26 protein-coding genes are annotated in these 26,574 nt (G+C 61.7%); 17 read left to right on the top strand and 9 right to left on the bottom strand.

Annotation, left to right across the window (positions count from 1 at the left end; genetic code table 11):
• Positions 1-100 precede the first annotated feature (100 nt).
• The gene (locus tag SPHINGO391_RS20050; protein WP_152010501.1) at positions 101-1,033 is read left to right on the top strand and encodes an MYG1 family protein; all 933 of its coding nucleotides are present in this window, start codon (positions 101-103) and stop codon (positions 1,031-1,033) included.
• Between the two features lie 42 nt (positions 1,034-1,075).
• Here SPHINGO391_RS20050 and SPHINGO391_RS20045 read toward each other — a convergent pair whose 3' ends face one another.
• The 6 genes from SPHINGO391_RS20045 to speB all read right to left on the bottom strand — a co-directional run bounded on the left by SPHINGO391_RS20045 (position 1,076) and on the right by speB (position 6,923).
• Complete coding sequence (locus tag SPHINGO391_RS20045; RefSeq protein ID WP_152010500.1) at positions 1,076-1,843, bottom strand: carbon-nitrogen hydrolase family protein; 768 nt, start codon at positions 1,841-1,843, stop codon at positions 1,076-1,078.
• The gene (locus SPHINGO391_RS20040) at positions 1,840-2,640 is read right to left on the bottom strand and encodes an ABC transporter permease (RefSeq protein WP_152010499.1); all 801 of its coding nucleotides are present in this window, start codon (positions 2,638-2,640) and stop codon (positions 1,840-1,842) included. The genes SPHINGO391_RS20045 and SPHINGO391_RS20040 overlap by 4 nt, the downstream gene beginning before the upstream one ends.
• The gene (locus tag SPHINGO391_RS20035; protein WP_152010498.1) at positions 2,637-3,494 is read right to left on the bottom strand and encodes an ABC transporter permease; all 858 of its coding nucleotides are present in this window, start codon (positions 3,492-3,494) and stop codon (positions 2,637-2,639) included. The genes SPHINGO391_RS20040 and SPHINGO391_RS20035 overlap by 4 nt, the downstream gene beginning before the upstream one ends.
• Positions 3,491-4,528, bottom strand: coding sequence for an ABC transporter ATP-binding protein (locus tag SPHINGO391_RS20030; RefSeq protein ID WP_152010497.1), 1,038 nt, complete (start codon positions 4,526-4,528; stop codon positions 3,491-3,493). The genes SPHINGO391_RS20035 and SPHINGO391_RS20030 overlap by 4 nt, the downstream gene beginning before the upstream one ends.
• Before the next feature lie 105 nt (positions 4,529-4,633).
• Entirely contained in the window at positions 4,634-5,722 is a 1,089-nt protein-coding gene (locus tag SPHINGO391_RS20025) for an ABC transporter substrate-binding protein (RefSeq protein ID WP_152010496.1), read from the bottom strand.
• 139 nt (positions 5,723-5,861) lie between these two features.
• Positions 5,862-6,923 carry an agmatinase gene (speB, locus tag SPHINGO391_RS20020; protein ID WP_152010495.1) on the bottom strand — a complete coding sequence of 354 codons (1,062 nt, stop codon included), beginning with the start codon at positions 6,921-6,923 and terminating at the stop codon, positions 5,862-5,864.
• Positions 6,924-7,062: 139 nt separating this feature from the next.
• Between speB and gcvA the strand changes: the two genes are divergently transcribed.
• From gcvA to SPHINGO391_RS19985, 7 genes are all read left to right on the top strand, one after another.
• Entirely contained in the window at positions 7,063-8,052 is a 990-nt protein-coding gene (gcvA, locus tag SPHINGO391_RS20015; RefSeq protein WP_152010494.1) for a transcriptional regulator GcvA, read from the top strand.
• Positions 8,053-8,063: 11 nt separating this feature from the next.
• Positions 8,064-9,239 (top strand): aminotransferase, encoded by a 1,176-nt coding sequence (locus SPHINGO391_RS20010; RefSeq protein ID WP_152010493.1) that lies wholly within the window; start codon positions 8,064-8,066, stop codon positions 9,237-9,239.
• 401 nt (positions 9,240-9,640) lie between these two features.
• Positions 9,641-12,133 (top strand): TonB-dependent siderophore receptor, encoded by a 2,493-nt coding sequence (locus SPHINGO391_RS20005; protein ID WP_210385802.1) that lies wholly within the window; start codon positions 9,641-9,643, stop codon positions 12,131-12,133.
• A 64-nt stretch (positions 12,134-12,197) separates the two neighbouring features.
• Positions 12,198-12,881, top strand: coding sequence for a Fe2+-dependent dioxygenase (locus tag SPHINGO391_RS20000; RefSeq protein WP_152010492.1), 684 nt, complete (start codon positions 12,198-12,200; stop codon positions 12,879-12,881).
• Positions 12,882-12,883: 2 nt separating this feature from the next.
• Entirely contained in the window at positions 12,884-13,771 is an 888-nt protein-coding gene (gene exbB, locus SPHINGO391_RS19995) for a tonB-system energizer ExbB (RefSeq protein WP_152010491.1), read from the top strand.
• A 5-nt stretch (positions 13,772-13,776) separates the two neighbouring features.
• The gene (gene exbD / locus SPHINGO391_RS19990) at positions 13,777-14,250 is read left to right on the top strand and encodes a TonB system transport protein ExbD (RefSeq protein ID WP_152010490.1); all 474 of its coding nucleotides are present in this window, start codon (positions 13,777-13,779) and stop codon (positions 14,248-14,250) included.
• Complete coding sequence (locus tag SPHINGO391_RS19985; protein ID WP_152010489.1) at positions 14,247-15,092, top strand: energy transducer TonB; 846 nt, start codon at positions 14,247-14,249, stop codon at positions 15,090-15,092. The genes exbD and SPHINGO391_RS19985 overlap by 4 nt, the downstream gene beginning before the upstream one ends.
• On the opposite strand, the gene SPHINGO391_RS19980 is transcribed toward SPHINGO391_RS19985, so the two are convergent.
• From SPHINGO391_RS19980 to SPHINGO391_RS19970, 3 genes are all read right to left on the bottom strand, one after another.
• On the bottom strand, positions 15,077-16,174 hold the full coding sequence (locus SPHINGO391_RS19980) for an alpha-hydroxy acid oxidase (protein ID WP_152010488.1): 1,098 nt from the start codon (positions 16,172-16,174) through the stop codon (positions 15,077-15,079). The genes SPHINGO391_RS19985 and SPHINGO391_RS19980 overlap by 16 nt on opposite strands.
• Positions 16,171-16,365 carry a hemin uptake protein HemP gene (locus SPHINGO391_RS19975; RefSeq protein ID WP_152011648.1) on the bottom strand — a complete coding sequence of 65 codons (195 nt, stop codon included), beginning with the start codon at positions 16,363-16,365 and terminating at the stop codon, positions 16,171-16,173. Before SPHINGO391_RS19975 ends, SPHINGO391_RS19980 begins: the two co-directional genes overlap by 4 nt.
• A 251-nt stretch (positions 16,366-16,616) precedes the next feature.
• The gene (locus SPHINGO391_RS19970; RefSeq protein ID WP_152010487.1) at positions 16,617-17,576 is read right to left on the bottom strand and encodes a LysR family transcriptional regulator; all 960 of its coding nucleotides are present in this window, start codon (positions 17,574-17,576) and stop codon (positions 16,617-16,619) included.
• A 107-nt stretch (positions 17,577-17,683) separates the two neighbouring features.
• Between SPHINGO391_RS19970 and SPHINGO391_RS19965 the strand changes: the two genes are divergently transcribed.
• The 9 genes from SPHINGO391_RS19965 to SPHINGO391_RS19925 all read left to right on the top strand — a co-directional run bounded on the left by SPHINGO391_RS19965 (position 17,684) and on the right by SPHINGO391_RS19925 (position 26,574).
• Entirely contained in the window at positions 17,684-18,550 is an 867-nt protein-coding gene (locus tag SPHINGO391_RS19965) for an ABC transporter permease (RefSeq protein WP_152010486.1), read from the top strand.
• Positions 18,550-19,335 (top strand): ABC transporter permease, encoded by a 786-nt coding sequence (locus SPHINGO391_RS19960; RefSeq protein ID WP_152010485.1) that lies wholly within the window; start codon positions 18,550-18,552, stop codon positions 19,333-19,335. The genes SPHINGO391_RS19965 and SPHINGO391_RS19960 overlap by 1 nt, the downstream gene beginning before the upstream one ends.
• A gap of 37 nt (positions 19,336-19,372) precedes the next feature.
• Positions 19,373-20,518 carry an extracellular solute-binding protein gene (locus SPHINGO391_RS19955; RefSeq protein ID WP_152010484.1) on the top strand — a complete coding sequence of 382 codons (1,146 nt, stop codon included), beginning with the start codon at positions 19,373-19,375 and terminating at the stop codon, positions 20,516-20,518.
• Positions 20,519-20,582: 64 nt separating this feature from the next.
• Positions 20,583-21,671, top strand: coding sequence for an ABC transporter ATP-binding protein (locus SPHINGO391_RS19950; RefSeq protein WP_152010483.1), 1,089 nt, complete (start codon positions 20,583-20,585; stop codon positions 21,669-21,671).
• Positions 21,668-23,014 (top strand): aspartate aminotransferase family protein, encoded by a 1,347-nt coding sequence (locus SPHINGO391_RS19945; RefSeq protein WP_244615272.1) that lies wholly within the window; start codon positions 21,668-21,670, stop codon positions 23,012-23,014. The genes SPHINGO391_RS19950 and SPHINGO391_RS19945 overlap by 4 nt, the downstream gene beginning before the upstream one ends.
• An 11-nt stretch (positions 23,015-23,025) precedes the next feature.
• The gene (locus SPHINGO391_RS19940; RefSeq protein ID WP_152010482.1) at positions 23,026-23,952 is read left to right on the top strand and encodes a 3-keto-5-aminohexanoate cleavage protein; all 927 of its coding nucleotides are present in this window, start codon (positions 23,026-23,028) and stop codon (positions 23,950-23,952) included.
• Positions 23,953-23,954: 2 nt separating this feature from the next.
• Positions 23,955-24,440 (top strand): N-acetyltransferase, encoded by a 486-nt coding sequence (locus SPHINGO391_RS19935; protein WP_152010481.1) that lies wholly within the window; start codon positions 23,955-23,957, stop codon positions 24,438-24,440.
• A complete protein-coding gene (locus SPHINGO391_RS19930; protein WP_152010480.1) occupies positions 24,437-25,459 on the top strand; it encodes a histone deacetylase family protein in 1,023 nt (340 codons plus the stop codon). Before SPHINGO391_RS19935 ends, SPHINGO391_RS19930 begins: the two co-directional genes overlap by 4 nt.
• Positions 25,456-26,574 (top strand): FAD-binding oxidoreductase, encoded by a 1,119-nt coding sequence (locus SPHINGO391_RS19925; RefSeq protein WP_152010479.1) that lies wholly within the window; start codon positions 25,456-25,458, stop codon positions 26,572-26,574. The genes SPHINGO391_RS19930 and SPHINGO391_RS19925 overlap by 4 nt, the downstream gene beginning before the upstream one ends.

The following is a 26,574-nucleotide window of genomic DNA, read 5'->3' as shown; positions in this document are numbered from 1 at the left end:
CTGCTTGTTTGTTTCGCTGTCGGGTTGAGTTGAACTCCGACTGTGGCTATCTGGTGCCAAACACGGGCGGGACTGCGGCCAAATACAAGGCATTTTTGCAATGAAACCAGATTACCTCGTTACCCATTCCGGCGGCTTTCATGCCGATGAGTTGCTGTCCAGCGCGGTGCTGACGCGGCTGTTCCCGAATGCGGAGATCGTCCGCAGCCGGGCGCCGGAATGGATCACACCCGGGGCAAACCGGATCATCTATGATGTCGGTGGCGCCTATGACGCCGAAGCGGGGATCTTCGACCACCACCAGCGCGGTGCGCCGCTGCGTGATGATGGGCAACCCTTCAGCTCGTTCGGCCTGATCTGGAAGCATTTCGGCCATGACTATCTTGCCGCGATCGGACTGCCGGATGCCCATATCCACCCTGTGTATGCGGGTCTTGACGAAAGCTTCGTCCTGCCGATCGATCTGCTCGACAACGGGGCGATGAGCCCGGCGGTGGCAGGCCCCCTGGCCGTGCTGACCTTGCCGGTCTTGCTTGAAACCCTCAAGCCCGTCTTCGACGAGCCGGATCCGGAGGCGCTGCGACGGGCATTCGATCAAGCGCTGACAATCGCGCGGAGTTTTCTCGAAGCCCGGATCGCCGGAAGTGCTGCAAAGCTGCGGGCCGAAGATCTTGTGCTGCAGGCAATTGCGACTTCGGGCGAAAACCGGGTTCTGGAACTTCCGATGGGAATGCCTTTCCGCCCGGCGATCATGAAGGCAGGCGCGGATCATCTGCTGTTCGTGGTTCACCCGCGCGACAAGGATTGGTGCCTGACCGGCATTCGCCAGTCGGACGAGGGATTCGAACAGCGTGCGGATCTGCCCGCAGCCTGGGCTGGCCTGACAAATGGCGATCTGGAGGCCGCCTGCGGCGTCGAGGGAGCGAGTTTCTGCCACAATGGCCGCTTCATCGCCGCGGCAAAGACCCGTGAAGCTGCCATGGCGATGGCGCAAATCGCGGTAATGGAAGCCATTGCAACCGGGCAGGCCTGAAGTACCTCAGATACCGGAACCGGTTGACGCCACTACTTGTGCCTACAGATCCATAAGGTAGGTGTTTTCGCTTCTGGAGCGGGCGTAGAGATCGGGATCGATATCCACCGTCAGCAATTGCTCCGACAGTCCCGCGGATGCCAAAGCCGTGCCGTCGGGTGCTGCGATGATGGACCGTCCCGCATAGTCGAAGTCGCCGTCCCGGCCGATATTGTTGACATAGGCGATGAAGATCTGGTTCTCGAAGGCGCGCACCGGGATCATTTTCTCGGCGATGAAGGTGCCCGAGGCGCCCTTTGGCGTGGCCGTCGGCACGAGGATCATCTCGGCACCGGCCCGGGCCAGCCGGCGGACATTCTCCGGGAACTCGACATCGTAACAGATCAGCATTCCGAGCGTCATGCCGCGATGGCTGAACAGGCAGGTCGATGGCTTCTCCGGCGTAAACAGGTTGCGCTCGTAATCACCGTAGAGATGCGACTTGCGATAGACGGAGGGCTTGCCGCTGCCGTCGGTGTAGACGGCGGAATTGTAGACCGTCTCCCCGGCCTTTTCGGCGAAACCAGCCACGAGGGCGACACCGGTCTCGCGGGCGATCTCGCCTAGCCGGGTCACGAGCGCGCCATCTGCCGGTTCGGCCAGTGCCAGGATCTTTTCGCCGCCGCCATAGCTGGTGATTCCGAGCTCCGGAGTGACCAGAAGCGTCGCTCCGGCTCGGGCGGCCTCATGGGCGGCGGCTTCGATGCGGGCGAGATTGGCGGTCGTATCAGCGCCTGCCGTCTGCATCTGCAGGGCCGAAAGACGGATCATGGTTTTTCCTCCGAATTGGCGCCGAGCAGCTTCAACAGATCGCCATAGCGGGCGATCAGCGAATAGATCACGGCGGCCAGGACCACAAACAGGACGGTGACCGAGGCCATGGTCGGCGTGTAGCCGTACCTGAGAGCGTTGAAGATCTTGATCGGCAGCGTTTCCATGGTGAAGCCGACGGTCATGTAGGCAACGATGTATTCGTTGAGCGACAGCACGAAGGCAAAGGCATAGCCGGAGACCAGGTAGGGCGTGATCAGCGGCAGCACGACGGTGCGGAAGATGGTGCGGTCATCGGCGCCCATGGTGGCCGCGGCCTCGACCAGCGAGCGGTCGATGGCGGAAAAGCCGAGCGACAGCGTGACCAGCGGCAGTGTGACGAAAAAGATCGCGTGGCTGATCACCGCCGTCCAGGGCTGGCCGTAAAAGCCGGTAGTGGCCCAGAAGGTGAGCAATCCCAGCGCGGTGATCACCGGCGGCAATGTGAAGGGCGCGATGCCGAGCAGCTGGAAGACGTTGGCCCATGGCGCAATCCTTCGCCACAGGAACCAGCTCAGAGGCAGCGCGATTGCCACGGCAAGTGCTGCAGACAGGGTTGCCAGTGTCAGCGAGGCGAATAGCGCGTTGCGCCAGCCGGTGTCAGCAAAGATCTCGATGTACCAGTCCAGCGAGAAGCCCTGCGGAGGAAAGGCCAGCGTCTGCCTGGCATTGACCGAGACGCCGGTGACCACGATCAGCGGCGCGGCCAGGAACAGGCCGACGAGGACGAAATAGAAGCGGCGCAGGAAGAGGCTCATGCGGCTGCCTCCGGCTTGCGTCCGGCAAACAGGGTGAGCGCCACCATGGCGAGCGTGACCAGCACCAGGAACACGGCCATGGCGGCCGCGAACGGCATGTTGGACTGGTAGATGGCCTGATCGGTGATCAGCACCGACAGCGTCCAGTGCTGTGGCCGGCCTAGGATCTGCGGCAGCAGGTAGGAGCCGAGCGCGAAGATGAAGACCATGATCAGCGTGGCGAGAATGGTGGTTCTAAGCGCCGGGACGACCACGGTGAAGAACGCCCGCAGCGGCGACGCGCCGAGCGTTCGCGCCGCTTCGGTCAGCGTCGGGTCAAGCCGCACCAAGGCCGGATACAGAACGAGGATCGTGTAGGGGAGCGCCTGGTAGACCATGGCGGTGAGCAGCGCCGGAAATCCGGGTGACAGCGCCACCGCCTTTTCCATCAGCCCGAGCGTCACCAGGAGGTTTGTGATGCCGGCGGTACGGGAAAACAGTGTTGACCAGGCAAAGCCAATGATCACTTCCGACAGGGACAGGACGGAAAGCAGGGCCACCATCCAGACGATCTGCGCCCGCCGGCTCATCCGGGTCAGGAGATAGGTGAACGGGACACCGATGGCGACGCAGCAGATGGCGACGAGGACCGCCAGCATCAGCGAGAAGCCAAGCACGTTGGCGAAAAACAGGCTGGCGAAGCGCTCGTAATTGGAGAGCACAAAGGCGGGTGTGTAGAAGCCGCCCTGCTGGCGCTGGAAGAAACTGACCGCGATCATGGTTCCGAACGGAATGACGAAGAAAAGCGTCAGCATGATCGCCGGGAAGGCGAGCGGAGCGTAATCGGTCAGCTTTTGCGGCGCCTCGCGTCTCATCTGTCGAGCACCACGCAGACGCCGGGATCGAGCACCACGCCTACCGGCTGGCCGACGGAGACTTCCGGACGGGCGCGCGGCGTCGAGACCGCAATCAGTGGCCTGCCGGAGCAATCGATGAAGGTTTCGATAGTGCCGCCGAGATCGCGGACGAAGGTCACGGTGCCGGTGATGGCGCCGTCGCTGCCAGGCGCGGCCAGCTGGACGTCTTCCGGGCGGACCGACAGGATCGCCTTGCCGCCACCGGGCGCGGACAGGCCGGAAATCGCCTGGCCCAGCACGATGGCACGGCCGGCGCTGTCGGTTTCCATGTCGATGAGATTGGTCGAGCCGATGAAGTCGGCGACGAAGGTGTCGGCGGGCCGACGATAGATTTCCATCGGGCTTGCCGCCTGGCGGATCTCGCCCTGGTTCATCACGACAACAGTGTCGGCCATGGTCATGGCCTCGCGCTGGTCGTGGGTGACGACGATGGTGGTGATGCCGAGCTGCTGCTGCAACTGTCTCAGTTCCACCTGCATGGCTTCGCGTAGCTTGGCATCAAGCGCGGAGAGCGGTTCGTCGAGCAGGAACAGCTTGGGCGAACGGGTCAGCGCACGGGCGATGGCCACGCGCTGGCGCTGGCCCCCGGACAGCTTTGCCACCGGGCGGTCGGCATAGCCGGGGAGATGGATCATTGCCAGCAATTCATCGACGCGGCGCTTCTGCTCCTCGCGCGGTGCGCCGCGGATCCTGAGCGGATAGGCGATGTTTTCGCCGACGGTGAGATGCGGGAACAGCGCCAGGGACTGGAACACCATGCCGAGATTGCGCTTGTGGGTGGGGACGGCAGTGATGTCTTCACCATCGAGCCGGATTTCACCGCTGGTGGGGAGATCCAGGCCTGCGATCATCCGCAGCAGAGTGGTCTTGCCGCAGCCCGATGGTCCGAGCATGCAAACGAAGGTGCCGTGCGGAACGGTCAGTTGCACGTCATTGACCGCGGTGAAGCCGCCGAAGTCCTTGCGGACGGAATTGAGGGTCAAACCAGACATCGCGTCCCCATGGGTCTTGCCCCGGATTTGCCGGGGTGGGGAGGGCGGCGAAACTGCCCTCCCGCTTTCAGGCAATCACGTCCCCGTGCGGGACGCAAGCAGACGTCAGCCGACGATCATCTCGGTCCACTTCTGGTTCAGCCAGTCCGATTTGGTCTGGTAGAGGTCGTAGCGCGGGATGATCGGATCGATGTCCGAGGAGACGCTGGCGAACTCTTCGGCGGTCAGATCAAGCAGATCACGCTTCAGTGTGGGCGCGGTGCCGACCTTGCGCGACAGCGTGGCCTGGATTTCCGGCTGGCTCATGTAATCAATGAAGACATGGGCTTCCTCGACCTTGTCGGAAGCGCGCGACAGCGCCCAGCAGCCCGAATCCTGAATGCCGCCTTCCTTGGGGAAGGTCGAGCGGACCGGATTTCCGTCGGCGGCGGCGAGGCCGGTGACGTCATGGTAGTACTGGCCCATCGGGATTTCTCCTGATTTCAGCGCCTGCTCGAACTGGGCCTCGTCGCGGTACCACAGACGCACGTTTGGCTTGACTTCAGCGAGCTTTTCAAACGCCTTGTTGAGGCCTTCCTCAGTGTCGAGCGCAGCGGTACCACCCAGATAAGTCTTGGCGGTGACCTCGAGCAGGAAGGAGTTCGACACCAGCGCCAGCAGGCCGAGCTTGTCGGCGTTGGCCGGATCCCAGAGTGCTGCCCAGCTGTCGGGGGCTTCCGGGTAGGCATCGGTGTTGGTGACCAGGGTGATGTACCAGGCCACCGCGCCGATGCCGGCAACGCGGCCATCGGGGTACTTGTTGACGAACTGGCCAAGCAGGTCGTCATAGTTCCTGATCTTCGAGGTATCGATCGGCGCCCAGAGGTCGGTGGACTGGCCCTTGAGCATGGCGACCTGTGACATCATCGAGACATCGGCGGGCGCGACGCCGGCCTTGGCCGCCTGCTCGAGCTGGACCAGCCAGGCTTCGCCCGTCGGTTCGGCAATCGATTCCACTGCAATGCCTGTGGCTGAGGTGAAGTCCGGGAAGATGTTGGCGTCGAACGAATCCTTGAAGTAGCCGCCATAGACGCCGACCTTCAGGGAGCGGTCCTGGGCGCGCAGGATCGACGGCATCGACAGGGCGCCGATGGCTGCTGCCGTGCCGCCGAGGACTGCCCGGCGGCTGATGGGGCTGTTGAGAAACTTGGTCATGAACTTCTCCTTTGTTGGCCGGTCTCAGACCGGTGTTCCCTTGCGGTTCTGCTTGAGGTTCTGTGCCTCAATGGATGGTCCTTGCCGCATTGCCACGATGGTTTTGAATGCGGATCGTTGTCTTAGAAAGAGGCGCCGGTCAGGCCTTCCCGCCTGCAATGGCCGGGCTGAAGACCATCAGGCTGAGAATCTCGAACAGCACCTGGGCGCCAGCATGGGCCGTGTTGGTGGTGGAATCATATTGCGGCGCAACTTCGACGACGTCGCCGCCGACGATGTTCATGCCCTTCAGGCCGCGGATCAGCTCCAGCACTTCGCGCGTCGTCAGTCCGCCAACTTCCGGCGTGCCTGTGCCCGGTGCAAAGGCCGGGTCAAGGCTGTCGATGTCGAAGGACAGGTAGGTCGGCCCGTCGCCGATGATCTGCCTGGCGCGTTCTATGATCGCCGGCATGCCCATGCCGGTGACTTCTTCGGCGTGGATCACGGTCATGCCGGCCTCGTAGGAGAATTCCCAAAGATACTCGGCCGGGCCGCGGATGCCGATCTGGATCGTCCGGGTCGGGTCGAGCACGCCATCGAGCACCGCATTGCGGAACGGGCCGCCATGGTGGAACTTGGTCATGTCGAAGGCGCCGCCGGTGTCGCAATGGGCGTCGATGTGGATCATGCCGACTGGACTGTTCTTGCCGACGGCCTTGAGGATCGGGTGGGTGATCGAATGGTCGCCGCCAATTGAGAGCGGCAGCACGCCGGCATCGACGATCTGGTGCAGCCGGCGCTCGATGTCCTCATGGCAGAGTTCGAGCCGGTAGCGGCTCCTGAAACTGACATCGCCGATATCTGCGACGTTCAGTTCGTGCACGGGGGCGCAGTCAAGCACGTGGTTGTAGGGGCCGATGCGTTCGATGGTGCGCAACGCGCGCGGGCCGAAGCGCGAGCCGTTCCGGTTGGTGACGCCCAGATCCATCGGCATGCCGATCATTGCCACCTGCAGGTCGCCGAAATCCGGATTGTCGTTGTCGATTTCGACATGGGGCGCTGTGAGGAACGTCGGGATACCGGAATAGGGCGCCAGCCGTGTGCCGCTTTCGGTGAAGATCTTTTCGGCCACCCGGCGGAACTTCGGATTGAAAAGTTCGCCACCATGGCTCTCGCCATATTTGCTCTTCAGCTCGTCGAGCTTTGTCTTGTCCCACGTCATGTGAATGCCATCCCGAGATCATGCGGTGTCGCGACAACCGACACCGTTGCCGATTAAAATGTTGCAAAGCAGCGAAAGGAAAGCAATTGATATTGTTAGCGCCATTTATGTGAAAATTTCTCACATCAGGATTGAGCCCATGACCCAGAGACTGCCGCCGCTGAACCCGCTTCGGGCCTTCGAGGCGACTGCGCGAAACCGCTCCCTGACCAAGGCGGCGAAGGAACTCTGCGTCACCCATGGCGCGATCAGCCATCAGATCAAGGCGCTGGAAGCGTCATTGAAGGTCAAATTGTTCAACCGCGCCGGGCAGAGACTGACGCTGACCGAACATGGGGCCGACCTGTTGCCCTCTGTAACATCGGCGTTTGCGGAAATCGCCGCTGCCACCGCGCGGATGACAAGGCCTGCGAAATCCGGCTCGCTGTCCATCACCTGCGTGTCGGCGCTCTTGTCGCTGTGGCTGATGCCGCGGCTGGCGAGTTTTACCGCGCGGTATCCGGATATCCGGCTGACACTCAATGCGGCCAATGATCCGGCGGCTATCCACTCGCCTGACGTCGACATAGCCATTCTCTATGGCGACGGCAGCTGGACCGATTGCTGGCTCAAGCTCTGGTCGCATCTCGACCTGTTTCCGATCGCCAGCCCGTCGCTAATCAACAACCGGCCGATCCGCACTGCGCGGGACTTGGCGGAGCACACTATTCTGCACGGCGATGATGGCCATGAATGGCATATCTGGCTGACGCAAGCCGACGTGCATGGGATCTCAGGCGTGCAGCAGCATCACTTTTCCGACGCGCGGCTTGCAATCGAAGGCGCATTGCTCGGCCACGGTATCGCGCTCGGTGATACGTTGACGGCAGCAAGCCTGTTGACGAGGGGACAGGTGATCGTTCCCTTCAAGCTCGCCGTGCCGGCGGTGGATGCATTCTATGTCGCCTGCAGCAATGATGTGCGGTCGACACCCGCGGTAGAGGCCTTTATCGACTGGCTGTTCTCAAGCCTCGAGGAAGACGACGCCAAGGCCGAGCCGATGATTGCGGCCCGCCGGACCATTCGCCGGGCACAGGCCGCCAGCCCCGCCCATGACGACGCAACTTCCTTCGAACCGTCCAATCCATGAAAGCGCCTGCCATGCCTAGTCCCCGCATCAATCCGCTTGTTGCAACACTGTCTGCTCCACCGATCCCCGAGGTTCAGGCCTGGAAGAAGGCCTATGATGGGAGTCTGGGTCCGCTGATCGACCTGTCCCAGGCTGTACCCGGCTACCCGCCGCATGCCGATATGTTGGGCTGGCTCGGCGAGGCCGCCGGTTCGGTGGCCTTGGCCGGATATGGAGATATCGAGGGCGAGCCAGACTTGCGTGCGGCCTACGCATCCTGGGTGAGTAATGTCTATGCGGCCGAGATCGGTCCTGCAAACATCCACATCACCTCGGGCTGCAACCAGGCCTTCATGGCGGCGATGATGGCTATTGCCGGGCCAGGCGACACGGTGCTGCTGACCAATCCCTGTTACTTCAATCACGAGACGACGCTGGCGATGAGCGGGGTCGAGGTGCGGTATGTCACTTGCGATGCCGAGAACGGATTCCTGCCCGAACCTGCTGCCGTCGAGGCGATGATCTCCAGCGGGGTTCGGGCGCTGGCGGTGGTCACGCCGAACAATCCGACGGGGGCGACCTATCCGGACGGGCTGCTGCAGGCGTTGTTCGGTCTCTGCCGGGAGCATGGCATCTGGATGATTGTCGACGAGACCTATCGCGACTTCCTGCCGCTCGATCTCGGCAGGCCGCACGGGCTCTTTGCGTCGCCCGGTTGGGAGGACAATCTGATCGGGCTCTACAGTTTTTCCAAATCCTTCTGCATTCCCGGCCACCGGGTGGGCGCCATCACGGCGGGAGAAGCGGTTGTCGAACAGATTGCAAAGGTGATGGACAATCTGCAGATCTGCGCGCCGCGCCCGCCTCAGGCGGCACTGGCCCGAGCCATTCCCGCACTCGGCGACTGGCGCAGGGCAAACACGCTGGAAATCTCTGCGCGGGCTGCTGCACTGCGTGATGTAGTGGCGGGGGTCGGAGGCTGGGACATTGCGGCGATTGGCGCCTATTTCGCTTTCGTCCGGCACCCCTTTCACAACCTGAGCAGCCATGAAGCCGCCCACCGGCTTGCGCGCGATGCCGGGGTCATCACCATTCCCGGATCCTTCTTCGGCCAGGGGCTCGAACGCTATCTGCGGGTGGCCTTTGCCAATGCGGACGTTTCCACAATCGGCGGGCTGGGTGGCCGGTTCGCATCCTGCAGCGGTTGATGCAGACGTATTGCCGTCCGTTTTGCAGGCATTGGAGGTTTTCTTGCTGACGCGCAAGGACGTGATCTTGTTTCCGTGACCTGTCGCTGATTTGCCACATCGCTGCGGCGCGTTGGGTGTCGGCAGCTTTTTCCAGCAGATGTCCGTTTTGTGTTTTCCCATAAAAAACAATAACTTAAAAATCTCTTCTGGGGTTGTACAGCTGGCGCGGCATGTCGATTTCCACCCATTGGCTGCTTTTCGCGTCTTTACTTGACTGATTTGGTCAACTATTGAGTCGCTCATTGTAGCCCGCCAACCATCCCCTTTCGCGGATCGTGAGCCAGCCAACTCGTTACTCCTTGCGGCATTTCCGTGCGGGAGGCTCACCGATCTTTGTACATTTTTTAGGGGGATGGGACATGACAGTCTCGCTCAGGGGCGTGCCGGTTTCCGGGAATCGCAAAACTTCACACTCGCAGATCTCCGATATGCTCAGCGCCACGGTGGCAGCAGCCTGCTTCGTGGCCGTGGGAACACATCCGGGACTCGCTCAGGACGGTGATGCCATCGTTCTTCCGACGGTCGAAGTGGAAACGACGCAGCAAAAGGAACCCGCGGCTGCGGCTGCAGACCAGCAATCGGCGGCCGCAAGCCAGCGCGCAGCGCAACGGGCTGCGGCCGCAAGGGCCCAGCGCCAGGCTGAAGCCGCGGCCGCTCGCGCGGCGGCGCTCGAGGAAGCCAACCAGCGCGCGGAAGCCGAAGCCAGGGCTGCTGCCGAAGCGGCGGCAAAGGCCAAGGAAATCGCACGCGGCAACCCCTATGCCGATCCGGATGCCCCTTTCAAGAGCGACCGGCTTGCCAATTCCCGTCTGCCAGGGGCCATCGCCGACACGCCGCGCACCGTCACCGCGATCGGCAAGGAAGTGCTGGAGGCCACAGGCATGACCTCGGTCCGTGAGATCGCACGCACCACCCCGGGCATCTCGCTGGGTTTCGGCGAGGGCGGCAACTCCTACGGCGACAACATCTATATTCGTGGCTTCAAGGCCAACAACGACCTTTATGTCGACGGGGTGCGCGATTCCGGGATCAGCGTCCATGAAACCTTCAACACTGAACAGATCGAGGTGATCAAGGGGCCGGCAGGGACGATTGGCGGACGCGGCACCACCGGCGGCGCTCTCGACATCGTCAGCAAGAAGGCCAAGGACGTGTCGTTCTTCGAGGCTTCCACAACCGTGACCAGTGCGAAGACGAAGCGCGCAACGGTCGATTACAACCATGCCTTCAACGAACAGGTTCAGCTTCGCCTCAACGGGCTGGTGCAGGATGGCAAGGTCGCCGGGCGTGACAATGTCAATGATGACCGCCGCGGCCTCGCCGCTGCCGTGACCATCAAGCCGATCGATCTGTTCACGATCGAGGCGGACATTGCGCACACGGTGATCAAGCAGACGCCGGACTGGGGTGTTCCCTACCTGTCAAACAATGGCGGGCCGGTGACCGAGTACGGCGTTGACCGTTCGACCTTCTACGGCGTGGTCGGCCGCGACTACCAGGACGTGACCCAGACTGTCGGAACCATCAGGACGATCCTCGAATTCTCCGACAGCGCGAAACTGACCAACACCGCGCGCTACTCCCGCTCGATCAATGATTATGTGCTGACAGCTCCGAGCAGCCTGATCACCAACAACTCGACCGACATCAACGACTGGCAGGTGTCTCTGAGCTTCAAGAGCCGCTACCAGGAGACCGATGTATTCTCCGATGTTCTGGAACTGACCGGCGAAACCTCGCTGGGCGGGCTCTCGCACACCTATGTGGCGGGTCTGAGCTACAGCGACGAGAAGGTGAACACCTACTCTTACCAGAACCTGCAGAGCGAAGATTACCGGCCTCCGGCAGGGCAGCGCGGCTGCACGGTCAGCGCGGTCAATCCTGATCCGATCGCCCAGGGCTGCTGGTCGGGCGAAGCGCCGGTTCGTGGAACCGCCGCCACCACGACACGGGTGCGCTCGACCTCGCTCTATGCCCTCGACACCGTCGAGCTAAACGACCACTGGCTGGTCAATGGCGGCGTTCGCGTCGATTTTTACGACAACAAACGCAGTTCTGGCACCACCGACCTTGAGCGCAAGGACACCTTGTTCAACTGGAATGCCGGCGTGACCTACAAGCCGTGGGAGCACACGAGCTTTTACGCGGCGATTGCGAGTTCATCGAACCCGTCCGGACAGGAAATTGCTGCCGGCGGCAGTTTCTACGGCGGTCTTGATGATGGCGGCGTGTTGCTGGCTCCGGAACGCAACATGTCCTACGAGGCAGGCGTCAAGTACGAGTACAATGACGATCTGCTGCTGACGGCCGCGGTTTTCCAGACCGTGAAATCCAGCGCACGCGAGGATTATGATCCTGACGGTCGTGGCGGACCTGCGGCGACCCAGTACCTGGATACCCTCAAATACAGCATGACCGGCGTGGAGCTTGGTGTGTCGGGCAACCTGACCGACCGGATCAGCCTGTTCGGTGGGGCCGTCCTGATGGACAGCAAGATCCTGGAAAGCAAGACGACTGCGGATATCGGCAAGGATATTGCCAATATCGCGCATCATCAGTTCAGCCTTCTGGGTACCTATGCGTACAATGAGAAGCTGACCCTGGGCGCGCGCGTGACCTATGCCGGCGGGCGCAAGCTCGGCAGCGTAACGGCCAACGGCAACACGCTGCCGGACTACACCACGCTTGATCTGCTGGCGACGTACAAGTTCTCTGAAAACGCCGAGCTGCAGTTCAACGTCACCAATGTGGCGGACACCACCTACTATGACTCCGGTTACCGTTCCGGTTCGCCCTTCACCTATGTGGCGCCTGGCCGCGAGTTCTCGTTCAACCTGAAAGCCAAGTTCTAGGGCTTGCTGAAAAACCAGCGTTCCGGGCGGTCATCGTCCGGAACGCTCATGATGGGATAGCCAGATGCTGATCACAATTCCCGATCTCCTGAGCAAGGATGAAGTGCGTCATTTCCGGGAGGTGCTCGACAAGTCCGAATGGGAAGCCGGTTCCAAGACCGCCGGCGTGCAATCGGAAAGCGTCAAGCGAAACCAGCAGATGCCGGTCGGAAGCGATGCTGCGCTCAAGCTCGGGCAGTACCTGCTGCAGAAACTGTCCGCCAATCCGGTGTTTCTGTCCGCGGCGCTGCCGCTCAGAATCCTGCCTCCGATGTTCAACCGCTACGAGACCGACGAAACTTTCGGTGTGCATGTCGACAATGCCATTCGCCTCAACCACCTGACGCAGGAACGTCTGAGAACGGACCTGTCGATGACGGTGTTCCTCAGCGAACCGGATGAGTATGACGGCGGCGAACTCATCGTTGAAGATCATTACGGCGCCCAGGAGGTCAAGCTCGAAGCCGGGCACATGGTGCTCTATCCCTCGACCAGCCTTCACCAGGTGGTGCCGGTGACCCGCGGAGCGCGTGTTGCGTCCTTCTTCTGGCTGCAAAGCATGATCCGGTCGGATGCGCACCGCACCATGCTGTTCGATCTCGACCAGACCATACAATCGCTCGCCGTGCGCCTGGGTACGGGGGACAGCGAAGTGGTTCGGTTGACCGGGATCTATCACAACCTGATCCGTACCTGGGCAGAGACTTGATCATGAAGACGAAGCTGATCCAAATATGCATTCCGGGTATTCTCATGGTGCTGGCGGGCAGTGCCCTTGCCCAGGACGCGGTTCAGTCCGCAGTGCCCGGAGGCTGGCTCGAAGGCGTTGCTGCAGGGCTGAACGCCTGGCTTCATGAGGCGGGAGAAGACGAGTTGAGCGCCATGGGGATGTTCATGGCGGCCGACTGGGTGGTCAAGGCGGTGATGATCTCGCTCGCCTTTGCCTCGGTGCTGACCTGGTTGATCTTCTTCGCCAAGACCGCTGACCTGTTGTGGCAGCGATCCAGGTTGAAGCGCGGCTTTCGGCGCATGGATGCCCATGCGACGCTGGCCGGTTCCACGTCGATCTCCAAACACAGCAAGGGTGTCGTCGGACGGATGGTGGACGCGGCCGTGCGTGAGCGCGACCGCAGTGTCTCCGCAGGCCTCGACAAAACCGGCATCAAGGAGCGCGTGTCCTCGGAACTGACGCGGATAGAGGCTGGTGCTGCCAGAAGCATGATGTCGGGCACCGGCATCCTCGCCAATATCGGCTCGACAGCGCCTTTCGTCGGATTGTTCGGGACTGTGTGGGGCATCATGAACAGCTTCATTTCGATCTCCGAGAGCAACACCACCAACCTTGCCGTAGTGGCTCCCGGGATCGCGGAAGCCTTGCTCGCCACGGCGATCGGTCTGGTGGCGGCGATCCCCGCGGTGATCTTCTACAACCTGATTGCGCGTGGACTGGGCGGGTACAAGGTGATGCTCGCCGATGCCGCGGCGCTGGTCGAGCGGACGCTGTCGCGCGATCTCGATCTTGCCGAGCAAGCCACCAGGGGTGTGGCGGTGAGCCAGGAATTGACTTCGGCTTCTGATCTTGCCGAGGCTGCGGAGTAGGCGCCATGGCGGGCAAGATCAGCGACGACGACGAACTTTCGGAAAACCACGACATCAATATCACGCCGTTCATCGACGTGATGCTCGTGCTGCTGATCATCTTCATGGTCGCGGCGCCGCTTTCGACTGTGGACATTCCCGTCGAGCTTCCGGTAGCCGTGGCGGAGCCGCCGCAGCGCCCGCTGAAGCCGGTGTTCATCACGATTGCAGAGGATCTTTCGCTGTCGGTCGGCGAAACCGAAACCACATTCGAGCGGCTTTACATCGATGTCGGCATTGCCACTCTGCAGAAGCGTGACACCAGGCTTTACATCCGGGCTGACAAATCTGTGCCCTATGGCGAGTTCATCCGCGTGATGAACATTCTCAGGGCCGACGGGTTCTTGAAGATCGGACTCGTGGGACTGGATGAAAGTGCGGTCGGGCCGGACCAGCCGGGTCCGGCGACCGGCAACACGGGAGCAGGGCTGGAGCCATGAGCCTGGTCTATCAGCGGGGTGCATCGGGCGTCTGGGTCTGGGCTTGTGCTGCGGTCCTGAGTGGCGGTCTTCACGGCGGCCTGTCTTATCTGGCCTTGCAGGACCAGCCTGCCGCGGTGGCGGTGCAGCAGGTGGATGCCGGGATCACCGGCGCCATCATGTTCGATCTGTCGGACCTGATCGCCGCGCCGGCGGACATGGCTGAAGACAGCGCCGAAGCGGCGGAATCGGCTGAGGCCCCGACCATTACCGAAAGCCCCGAAGTGGTCGATCCGGCGAAAGCCGCGGATGAACCAATCCTTAGCCAGATTCCCTATGAGGTCGAGGACGAAAGCCTGAAGTTCGGGGTCGCCAGCCCGGATCCGGTCGAGGAGACGGAAGATCTGGCGCACGAAATCGCCACTGAATACAAGCCGGAAGATGTCGATCAGGCCAGCACCACCGGTGCGCAGGAGAGCGATGCGGCGTATGCATCGGTTGCGGCCGTTGCCACCGAGGAGACCGCGGACACCAGCAAGGCAACCGGTGAGGGGCTGACAGCGGAAGAAAAGGAAGCGGTGCGCGAGTGGCAGCGCGATATCGTGCTCAGGATCTCCAAGGTCCGGAAATATCCGCCGCAGGCGCGCAAGGAACGGATCGAAGGGGAGGTGCGGGTGCTCTTCACGCTCGACCAGTATGGCACGATCCTGTCTTCGCAGATCGACACTTCATCGGGTTCGCAGGTGCTGGATGAAGCGGCGCTTGCGGTGTTCGACGAGATCGGCAAGCTGCCGACCCCGCCAAGATACCTTGAGGGCGAGCGTTTCACGCTGCTGGCGCCGATACGCTATTCGTTCCGGTAGATAATGTCCGGCGTGATCTGTTCGAGAGACGCGCAGCCGGTCAGCATCATCGCGATTTCAAGCTCATCGCGGAGCAGGCGCAGCACATGGCTGACTCCTGCGGCTCCGGCGACTGTCAAGCCGGCGACTGGCAGTCGTCCGGCAAGCACCGCCGTGGCGCCAAGCGCCAGCGCCTTCAGAACATCGGTGCCACGCCTGATGCCGCCATCCATAAGTACCGGAACCGCGCCGTCGACCGCTTTTGCAACCGCCGGCAGCAACCGGATAGTGGCCGGCATGGTGTCGAGTGTCCGGCCACCGTGATTGGAAACGATGATGGCGCCGGCGCCTGCGTCGATTGCCTGCCTTGCATCCGCCGGGTGAACGACGCCTTTCACGATCACCGGCAGGGGGGAGTTGCGGCACAGCCATTCCACCTCGGACCATCGGGGCGTGATGTGGGCAACACGGTCGAAGAGGATCGATTCCGATGGTGCCAACGGGGCGAACTGGGCAGCCGGCATGTCTGCCAGATTGACGGCCGCGATGTCCGGCGGCAGCTGGAAACCGGTTCGGGCCTCGTTGTCCCGGGCACCCTGGACCGGCGCATCGACGGTCAGAACGATCGCGGCAAAACCCAGATCGGCGACGCGCTGGACCAATGCCCGGTTGGCATCGCGGGACGGGCCCCAGTAGAGCTGGAACCAGTTGCAGCCTGGGCTGGCGGCCCGCACCTCTGCCGCATCGATACTGCTCTGGCTGCTCAGCACCATGGCTGCGTCCTGTGCCGCTGCACCCATGGCCATGGCGGCTTCACCGTCGGGATGAACCAGTTTCTGGTAGGCGACCGGAGCCACGAGGATCGGGTGAGTCAGCGATTCTCCGAGCAGGGTCAGTCTTGTGGATCCGCCCCGCAGATCACGCAGCACGCGCGGAAGCAACTCCAGCTCGGAGAAAGCCTTCTGGTTGGCTGCAAGTGTTTGCTGGTCAGCAGCGCCGCCGAAGAAATAGGCCGACCGGTCGGCGCTCAATAGTGCCAGTGCCCGGCTTTCATAATCCCGCAATGTCGGCTGCAGGTCGGCCGCCGGGTGTTTCTCGCTCATTTGTTGAGAATCAGTTTGCCCTGGCGGGTAATCCGCAAACGATACATTGCCCCTTCGTGAGAGATAGTGATCTCGCGCCGGTCCTGAAACAGGGTGCTGGACGGTATGATGGCGGCCAGGGGGCTGGTCTGTGACGCCGGGGCGAGGGCGGCCCGTGGCGCGGACGCGGTTGAGCCGCTGGACAAGGACATCTGGCTTTGGAGGTTACGCATGAAAATACCCGGACACTCGCTGCGGTTCCACCTGCAGCTGAAATGGCAGGGGAGGCTGGTTGTTAATATATGACAAATTCACTCATATTTATTTTCGATGACCTTGTCCAGCGTCAAGGCCTTGCCGCACTTCAACAGCTCGAGGTGAACTGCCGAAAGCAGTTTGGCAGCCCCCTCTTGCTCGCACTGGTGACCTTCATCCTTTATGGACGGGCCGCGGGCTTGATCGCTTAGTCGTAGATGCGTTGTTCCATAGGTGTCCGCGCAATCAGGTCGATCAGTCCGGCCAGCATGGCGGCCTCTGCGCGGTTTGGCTTTGCGTGGGGGTTCCAGACCACATGCACATCGATGGCGGGCGGAGACTCGTAGGGCGGCAAACGCCAAAGCCTGCCCCGCTCGACATCCTCGCGCACCACATGCAGCGGCAGGGGGCCAATGCCGAGCCCGGCGATGATCATGCGGCGTACCTCCTCGAGATTGGGCGAAGTGCCGACGATGCGCGCATCAAGCTGTGCCTCGGCCCGCATCTCGGCTACCGGACGCAGCGCGTCGCCCATCTGGTCGGTGACGAAACTGACCGAGGAGTGACCGGCGAGATCGGCCATCGTCACGGCCTCGCGCCCGTAAAGCGGATGGGCGGGGCCGCAAAAGAGCCCGAAATACTCCCTGAACAGGCGCCGGTATTCGAGTTGCGGGCTGCGCTCCATCACAAGGCAGATGGCAAAGGAAGCGCGGCGCGCGGCAACGGCACTGAGCGCGCTGCGGCTTGCCATGGCTTCAATGGACAGCGTCGCGCGGGGGTGGTCGGTGTGAAACCTGTTCAGAGCGGCGTCGAGCAACGGGCTGACCACATGACTAGCCATGACAATGCGGACATGGCCGCTGACTTCATCCTCTACATCCCTGATGACCGTGCCCAGACGGAGGATGGCACCCTGAATGTCAATCGCCTCATCATAGAGCAATTGCCCGGCGGCCGTGAGTTCGAACCGGCCCGGCTTGCGGTTGATCAATCGCTTGCCAAGCCGTTCTTCGAGCCGCTTGAGGGCACTTGAGACGGTGGGCTGCTTCAGGCTGAGGCGTTCTGCGGCTTCGGTGACCGAGCGGGAATCGGCCAGCACCAGGAATGTGCGAAGCAGATTCCAGTCGAGTTCACGGGCGAGACGTTCGGGCGGTGTGAGGCTGCTCATTTCATTATTGATATCATCTATGCAGGCAATATCAATTATCTATTTGATCAATGTTGTTGAAGCGAACATCATGGTTCCAACGAAAAACGCCGGGGAGCGTTGGGAACATGAGCATCGAACAACGTGAAGCGCGGCAGCCATGGATTCTGCTGACGCCTGCACTGACGGCAATCGTCCTGCTGCTGATCGTTCCGCTTGTGTTCATCATCGTCTATTCGTTCTGGCTCAAGAGCGCGGCGGGCGCTGACACGCCGGGTTTTTTCCTCGACAACTGGCAGGAAACGCTGACCGACCCGTTTTACCGGGACATCCTGGTCAACACCTTGAAGATCGCCGCCATGACCACGGTGGCCTGCGCTTTGCTCGGCTACCCGGCGGCCTACTTCATCGCCCGTTCGAAGGGCAACCGGCTGGTTCTGCTGGTGCTCCTGATGCTGCCATTCTGGATCAGCTACATCATCCGCACGATGAGCTGGATCAATATTCTTGGCGTTTCAGGAGCGCTCAATTCGGCGATGATCTGGATCGGGGTCATCGATGAGCCGATCCAGATGCTGTACAACGAGACCACCGTGATCCTCGGTCTTGTGCATTTTCTGCTGCCGTTCATGGTTCTCAACATCTTTGTCAGTCTCGAGGGTATCGACACCAATCTTGAGGACGCCGCCAATTCGCTCGGGGCGACGCGCTGGCAGGGTTTCCTGCAAGTGACGCTGCCGCTGTCGCTGCCTGGACTGGCGGCGGGCGGACTGCTCTGCTTCGTGCTTGCAGCCGGCACCTACATCACGCCGGTCATTCTCGGCGGGCCGCGCGATGCGATGTTTGCCAATCTCGTCTACGAGGCGATTATCAGGCAGTTGAACTGGCCGCTCGGCTCCGCGCTATCGCTGATGCTTCTGGTTGTCCTTGGCGTGCTGGTGCTGATCTACAACCGCTATCTCGGCATGGCACAACTGGCGAAGGGGCTGGGCTGATGGGTTGGCGTCTGATCCGCATCTACACAATCCTGGTCTATATGTTCATGTTCCTGCCGATTGCGGTGGTGGTGCTGTTGTCGTTCAACGCCAACCAGTTCGGCAGCTTCCCGATGACGGGGCTGTCGACCCACTGGTTCGAGGTGTTGTGGGAAAATGACGCCATCATGCGGGCCTTTCGGACCTCGATCGTGCTTGGCCTGCTGACCGCGGTGATCTCCACCGTGCTCGGAGTACTGGCAAGCCTGGCGCTGGTCCGCTACAAGGTTCCGGGCCGCAACCTGATCACCACAATGCTGATCGCGCCGATCCTTGTACCAGAGGTGGTACTTGCGGTGGCCCTGCTTTTGTTCCTGAATTTCCTCGACATCGGCAAGAGCTTCACGCTTCTGCTTCTGGGGCACGTGATCTTCACGCTGCCTTTCGTCATTCTGGTGGTCCAGGCCCGTCTGGTCAGCATCAAGCGCGATGTGGAAGAGGCGGCGCTGAGCCTCGGAGCTTCGCCGCGGCAAACCTTCTTCGCGATCACGCTTCCTCTGCTGATGCCTGCGGTGGCCGCAGGCGGCCTGTTCGCCTTCACCATCAGCTTCGACGACATCACCGGAACGTTGTTCTGGAAACCGGGCGGGATTGAAACCGTGCCGACGCAGATCTTTTCGATGCTGCGCAATTCGATCTCTCCGGAGATCAACGCTCTTGGCACGGTCATGATCGTGCTGACGGTCGGGCTGCCGCTGATCGGCGCGGCGATCGCCCGGACACTTGCAACAAGAAGCGGTGGGTAAACCGCCAAGAGAACCTGAACCAGAGATGGAGAACAAGATGGACGATACAAAACGCTATGAACGACTGCGCGAGCGGTTCCAGAACGGTGATATCAGCCGCCGCAATTTCTTTGGCCTTCTCGGCGCCGCGGGCGCTGCCTATGGTCTGCAGATGCCTTTCGCCAGGCAGGCGTTCGCGCAGAGCGACGTGTCCCAGGTCCGCTTTGACGGCTGGGGCGGCGTTGTCTCGGAAGCGTTCCGCAAATTTGCTTTCGATCCCTACACCGAGAAGACCGGCATCACCGTGGTTGACGGCACCTTCCCCGGCGGCGACGAATATCTCGCACTCGTGCGCGCCAGCCAGCCCGGCGAATACAACATCGCCCACCTTTCCGGTGTGTTCGATTATGCCCGCTACGCGAGTTTCGATCTGACCAGCGAACTCAATGTTGCCAATATTCCGAACATGGCAAATGTCATGCCGGCACTGATGGATGCCTTCAAGTCGATCACGCCCGACAGCCTGAGTGCGGCGCCATACGATTATGGCACCACCGGCCTCGCATATAACCGCAAGTTCATCTCCGACGAGGAAATGAAGGAGAAGGGCGCCAAGATTCTCATCGACGAGAAGTACAAGGGCAAGATCGGCGGCTGGGGCGATTGGCGCACCCGGATGTGGTACGCAGCATTGCAGACCGGACAGGATCCGAACAACATTCAGGACACGGAAGCTGCCTGGGAAGCCGTGCGCAAGCACCGCGATCTGGCGCTGAAATACTGGGCCTCCGGGGCCGAACTGATGAGCCTCCTCGCCGAGGAAGAAATCCACGTTACCGAGGGCTGGTCAGGCCGGATCTTCGCGCTGCAGGAGCAGGGCCACGATATCGGTTACTACGATCCGCCGAACGGCTTTGGCTGGCAGGAGTGCCTGTTCGTTCTCCGCGGCAGCCCGATGTCGGCTTGCGAAGAACTGCTCAACTTCATGCTCGACAAGGAGACCTCGATCGCGGTGGCCGAAGGTCAGAATTATCCGCCAGCGCTCGACCCGACCAAGGTCGACCTCGGTGACAAGATTCCGACACTGCCCGCCTTCGATCCGACCGGCACCCTGTCGGGCCTCACCTTCGCCAATCCGGCTTACTGGAACGGCAACGAGGCAGAGTGGTCGAAGGAATTCGGCCGCGTCCAGCGCGGCTACTAAGCCAGCAACCGGTCCCGCCGTCATGGCGGGGCCGGTCCCCCTGCAAACCCGGAGGCATGATGTCGTGAGCGCCGTATCCCTGAGCAATATCGTCAAGCGCTTTGGCGACTATACAGCCGTCCACCAGATGTCACTCGACATCGAAGAGGGCAGCTTCGTCACGCTGCTTGGTCCCTCGGGCTGCGGCAAGACAACAACCTTGCGAATGATCGCCGGCCTGCTCGACCCGAGCGAAGGCGAAATCGCGATCAAGGGCAAGCGAGTCAATGACGTGCCGATCCACAAGCGCAATCTCGGTCTGGTGTTTCAGAACTATGCGCTGTTTCCACACAAGACCGTTGCCGACAACGTGGCCTTCGGCCTCAACTACCGCAATGTCGGCAAGGAGGAAGCCAGGCGGAAGGTGGCGGAAGCCCTGGAACTGGTTCAACTGCCCGATCTCGGCGCGCGCTATCCAAAGGAACTCTCCGGCGGTCAGCAACAGCGCATTGCACTGGCACGCGCGATCGTCATCGAGCCGGACGTGCTGCTGCTGGACGAGCCGCTCTCGGCACTGGACGCCAATCTTCGCGAGGACATGCGCGTCGAACTCAAGCGGATCCAGCAAAGCATCGGGGTGACCACGGTCTTTGTGACCCACGACCAGACAGAGGCGCTGGCGATGTCGGACCAGATCATTGTCATGTCGGAGGGACGGGTCGAGCAGATCGGGGCGCCCGAAGAGGTCTACAATACCCCGGCAACAGAGTTTGTGGCCCAGTTTCTCGGAGCGTCCAACCTGCTTTCAGCCAAGTGTACGGCAGTTGAAGGCGGGGAGATCCAGCTGGACCTTGCCGACTTCCCCCGCATTGTCATTCCCGGGGAGCGCGCGCCAAGCGTTGCCGGACCGGGCCCGGTCCGGCTCGTTATCCGTGCCGAGAAACTGCATCTGCACCCTGCCGGCTCGACAGCCGAGGGCATGCTGAGCGTTGACGCAATTGTCGAGAATGTCGATTATCAGGGCCAGTCGGCGCGCTACTTTCTGCGGGTCGGCGATCATCAGATGCAGGCGATCAACATGATCGAAGATCACCCGTTCGCGGCCGGCGCGAAGGTGGCCTTGCGGTTTCGTGCGAAAGACTGTGCTGCCTTGCCGGTGGAGACCAATCCGTGAAATCAGAAAGCAACCTGTTTTACCAGAGCCGTTCCCGACGGCCGGTGCTGGCCGAAGCGCGTGGCATTTACATGTGGGATGTCGACGGCAAACGCTATCTCGACGGCTCGTCCGGCGCCATGGTCAGCAATATCGGTCATTCCAATCCGCGTGTCATCGACGCCATGCGGCGGCAGATGGAGAAGTCGACCTTCGGTTACCGGCTGCATTTCGAGACCGAACCAAGCGAGCGGCTTGCGGCCAAGGTCGCTTCGCTGTCGCCTGAGGGCATGGAAAAGGTCTTCTTCGTCTCCGGTGGATCGGAAGCCGTTGAGAGCGCCATCAAGCTGGCAAGGCAATATGCCGTGACGGTGGGCCAGGGATCGCGCTGGAAAGTGATCTCGCGGTTTCCCAGCTATCATGGCTCGACGCTGGGCGCGCTGGCGCTGACAGGATATGCGCCGCTGTCGGACCCATTCGCGCCGATGATGCAGGCAATGCCGAAGATCCCGGCTCCGCGCGCCTATCTTGACGGGCTTGCGATGGATGATCCGGCGACCGGCCAGCATTATGCGGCCATGCTGGAGGCCTGCATCCTTGAAGAGGGTCCTGAAACCGTCCTCGCCTTTATCCAGGAGCCGATCGGAGGTGCCTCGACCGGTGCGCTGGTGCCGCCGGCCGGGTACATGCAGGCGGTGCGCGAGATATGCGACCGGTACGGCATCTTGCTGATCCATGATGAAGTCATGTCCGGCGGCGGCCGGACCGGCAAGTTCATGGGTGGCGAGCATTTCGGGGTTGCTCCGGACATCATCGCTATTTCCAAGGGGTTCGGTGCCGGCTATGCGCCGCTTGGCGCCATGATTGCCAGCGACCGGCTGATCAACCCGGTGCTCGATGCCGGCGGGTTCCTGCACGGTCATACCTATGCCGGAAACCCGCTCGCCTGTGCTGCCGGACTGGCGGTGCTCGAGGAAATAGAAACCGACGATCTCATGGGCAATGCAGCACGGGTGGGTGCGGTGCTCAAGTCGCGGCTGCAAAACCTGATGCAGCGTTACTCCTTCATTGGAGACGTGCGCGGCGAAGGGCTGCTGCTGGCCTTTGAACTGGTGTCCGACCGGCAGACGATGCAGCCCCTGCCAAAAGCGCTCAATGCCTATTCCGAGCTTGTGGAACTGGCCTATGCCGAAGGGCTGATCATCTATTCACGACGGACACGCGGTGGTGTCGATGGCGATCATTTCCTGGTCTGCCCGCCGATGATCACCACGGTGGACCAGGTCGACGAGATCATCGACATGCTGACGTCTGCACTCGACAAGTTTGCCGCCAAGGCTGGGCTTGCCGCCGAAATCGCCTGACTGGAGCCCGCATGTCGAAGATCATCATATCCTGCGCCGTCACCGGCTCGATTCACACACCGTCGATGTCGCCCTACCTGCCGGTGACTCCCGAGGCGATCGCCGAGCAGGCAATCGGCGCAGCGAAGGCGGGAGCGGCAATCCTGCACCTGCACGCCCGCGACCCCAGCGATGGCCGTCCTTCGGCCAGCGTCGAGCACTACATGGGGTTCTTGCCAACGATCAAGGCGGCCACAGATGCGGTGGTGAACCTGACGACCGGGGGCAGTGCGGTGATGACCCTGGAACAGCGATTGGCAGGACCTCTGGCGGCCGCGCCGGAAATGTGTTCGCTCAACATGGGTACGATGAATTTCGCGCTCTATCCGATGCTCGGCAAGCGCACCGAATGGCTGCATGACTGGGAGGAGCCGTTCCTGCGGGACTCCGACGACCTGGTTTTCAAGAATACTCCGCGGGACATCGAAAGCGTTCTGCGGCTCCTGGGGCAGGATCGCGGCGCCCGGTTCGAGTTCGAGTGCTACGATCTGGGCCATCTGCAGATGCTGCACCATTTCGTCGAGCGCGGCATGATCAAGGCGCCTATCTTCATCCAGTTCGTCATGGGCGTGCTCGGCGGCGTCAGCGCCGAACCGGAGCACCTGGCCCATCTCAAGCAGACCGCGGACAATCTGTTCGGTGACAGCTACATGTTCTCGGTTCTTGCGGCCGGCCGCCAGCAGATGGCGATGGCCAGGCTCGGAGCGAGCATGGGTGGTCACGTCCGTGTCGGATTGGAAGACAATCTCTATATCGCACGAGGCAGGCTGGCCCAGTCCAATGCCGAGCAGGTGGAGATGGTGCGTGAAATCGTTGAAGGCATCGGCAGGGAAGTGGCAACGCCCGATGAAGCCCGTGCCATGCTCGAGTTGAAAGGCCGGGACAAGGTTGGGTTTTGAGCATGGATGACATCATCATCAGGCGGGCGATTGCTTCGGATGCGGTGGATCTGAACCGCGCGCTTGGCCAATTGTCTGCCGACATGGGTGACCAGCACCGGGCCGGTGATGGCGACATCGCACGTTTTTGCTTTGGGCCTGCGCCCGTCTTCCACGCGCTGCTGGCCGTGGCTCAGGACGGTACCGTTGTCGGGGCTGTGGCCTATTCACCGTTTTTCTCCACCGTCTATGGAGGCGTCGGCGTTTACGTGTCGGATCTCTGGGTGGACGCACAAACCCGCGGCAAGAGACTCGGGCAGCGATTGCTGGCAGCGGTCCGCGCCGAAGGCATCAGGATGTGGGATGCGCAATTGATGCGGCTGAATGTCTATCACGACAATCCGAAGGCTTTGGCCTTCTATGAACGCATCGGCTTCGTCCCCGTTTCCGACACGCAGTATCTGACGCTGTCCGGCGAAGCACTCGAATCCCTGGGAGAGCAGGCATGAAGGCGGTATTTGACGCGCGTCAACGGGCGCATGATCCGAAACACTTCATGGCCAATGGCAGGCTTTCGGCCAATCCGGAACAGCCGCAGCGTATCGAGGAGTTGAGCCGTGGCGCTCGTGCTGCAGGCTGTGACCTCATTGCGCCAACAGATCATGGTCTCGGCCCGGTCGCTGAAATCCATTCGCCTGAATACCTGACCTTTCTCGAGACCATTCACGCCCGCTGGATCCGGACCGAGGGCGCTTCCGACGAGGTGATCCCCAACATCCATCCCGATCGCCGGACTGTTAGCTATCCCAAGTCCGCCACCGGACAGTCCGGCTTTCACCAGGCCGACACATCCTGCCCGATTGCGGCAGGCACCTGGCAGTCTGCCTACTGGTCGGCGCAGTCGGCGCTGACTGCGACTGATATCGTATTGGCTGGAGAGAGCGCGGCCTATGCGCTGTGCCGTCCTCCCGGTCACCATGCGTACGGAGATCTCGCCGGCGGGTTCTGTTTTCTCAACAATTCGGCGATTGCGGCGCAGGCCCTTTTGCGCGCCGGGCGTCGTCCGGCGATCCTTGATGTCGATGTGCATCACGGCAATGGGACGCAGGGCATCTTCTATCATCGCCGCGATGTGCTGACCGTCTCGATCCATGCCGATCCGGCACGGTTCTACCCGTTCTTCTGGGGGCATGCGCAGGAGCGCGGCGAGGGAGAGGGAATGGGGTACAATTTCAATCTGCCGCTGCCACGCGGCACCGGTGACACTGACTATCTCGCAACGCTCGACCTGGCGCTGTCACGGATACGCGCGTTCGGGGCAGACGTGCTGGTCGTGGCGCTTGGTCTTGATGCACACGAAAACGATCCGTTCCACGGCTTCAAGGTGACCACTCCGGGCTTTGCAAAGATCGCCGGGGCGATTGCAGGGATGGACCTGCCAACGGTGATCGTGCAGGAAGGCGGTTATCTGTCTTCCGATCTGGGCGACAATCTGACCAGCTTTCTCAAAGGGTATGAAGCAGGATGAGCACAGGTTCCGACATTCTGGTGATTGGCGGAGGCATTGCCGGCATCAGCGCGGCTGCACGGCTGGCGCCCGATGCCAGCGTCACTGTGCTCGAAGCCGAGCCGATGATCGGGCACCATTCCTCCGGACGCTCGGCTGCGATCTTCATTCGCAATTACGGCAATGCCACGTTGCGGGCACTCAACGCCGCATCGGCGCCGTTCCTGGCAGATCCCCAAGGTGTATGTGACACAAGCCTGCTGTCTCCCCGCGGAGAATTGCTGTTGGCGACCGAAGCGGATCTTTCCAAATTTGATGACTATCTCGATGGCAGCGATGGGCTTGAACGGCTCTCACCGGCCCAGGCACTCGAACTGGTGCCGATCCTGCGGGAAGACGCAATCGCTGCAGCGGCGATTGAATGGGACGCCCAGGACATCGACGTCGATCGGATGCTGCAGGGATTTGCCCGCAGACTCCGGGCGCATGGGGGTCGGATCGTCACGGGTGCGTCCGTGCAGTCGATTTCCCGTCAGGAAAGTGGCTGGACGGTTGTAACACCGGCTGGGAACTTTAGTGCGCCGATCGTGATCAATGCCGCGGGTGGCTGGGCCGATGCGGTTGCCGCCATGGCCGGTGTGCGTACCCTGAGTCTGGCACCGCTGCGCCGTTCGGCGGTGCTGATTCCCGCGCCGGATGGCCATGACATCACCCGATGGCCGCTGTTCGCCAATGCAGGTGATCAGTGGTACGCCAAGCCCGAAGCGGGCAAGCTGATGATCTCGCCGGCGGACGAGGATCCGGTCGAGCCACATGATGTCTGGGCCGAAGACATGGTGATTGCCGAGGGGCTTGATCGTTATGGGCAGGCCGTGACCACGCCGATCACCAGAGTTGAACACAGCTGGGCCGGAATGCGCACATTCGCGCCGGACAGGACGCCGGTGGTCGGCTTTGCAGCAGATGCTGAGGGGTTCTTCTGGCTTGCGGGTCAGGGCGGCTATGGTATGCAGACGGCGCCGGCGCTGTCGCAACTGGCTGCGGATCTGTGCCTTGGCAGGCTGTCGCCGCTGGGGCCGTCCGTACTCGATGCACTTAGCCCCGCGCGTGCGGCACTCAATCATCAAAAGGGATAG

Source organism: Hoeflea sp. EC-HK425, from assembly GCF_902498795.1.
Lineage (GTDB): Bacteria > Pseudomonadota > Alphaproteobacteria > Rhizobiales > Rhizobiaceae > Hoeflea > Hoeflea alexandrii.
Note: the sequence above shows the minus strand (reverse complement) of the source record. Positions and strands in the feature narration are given on the sequence as shown.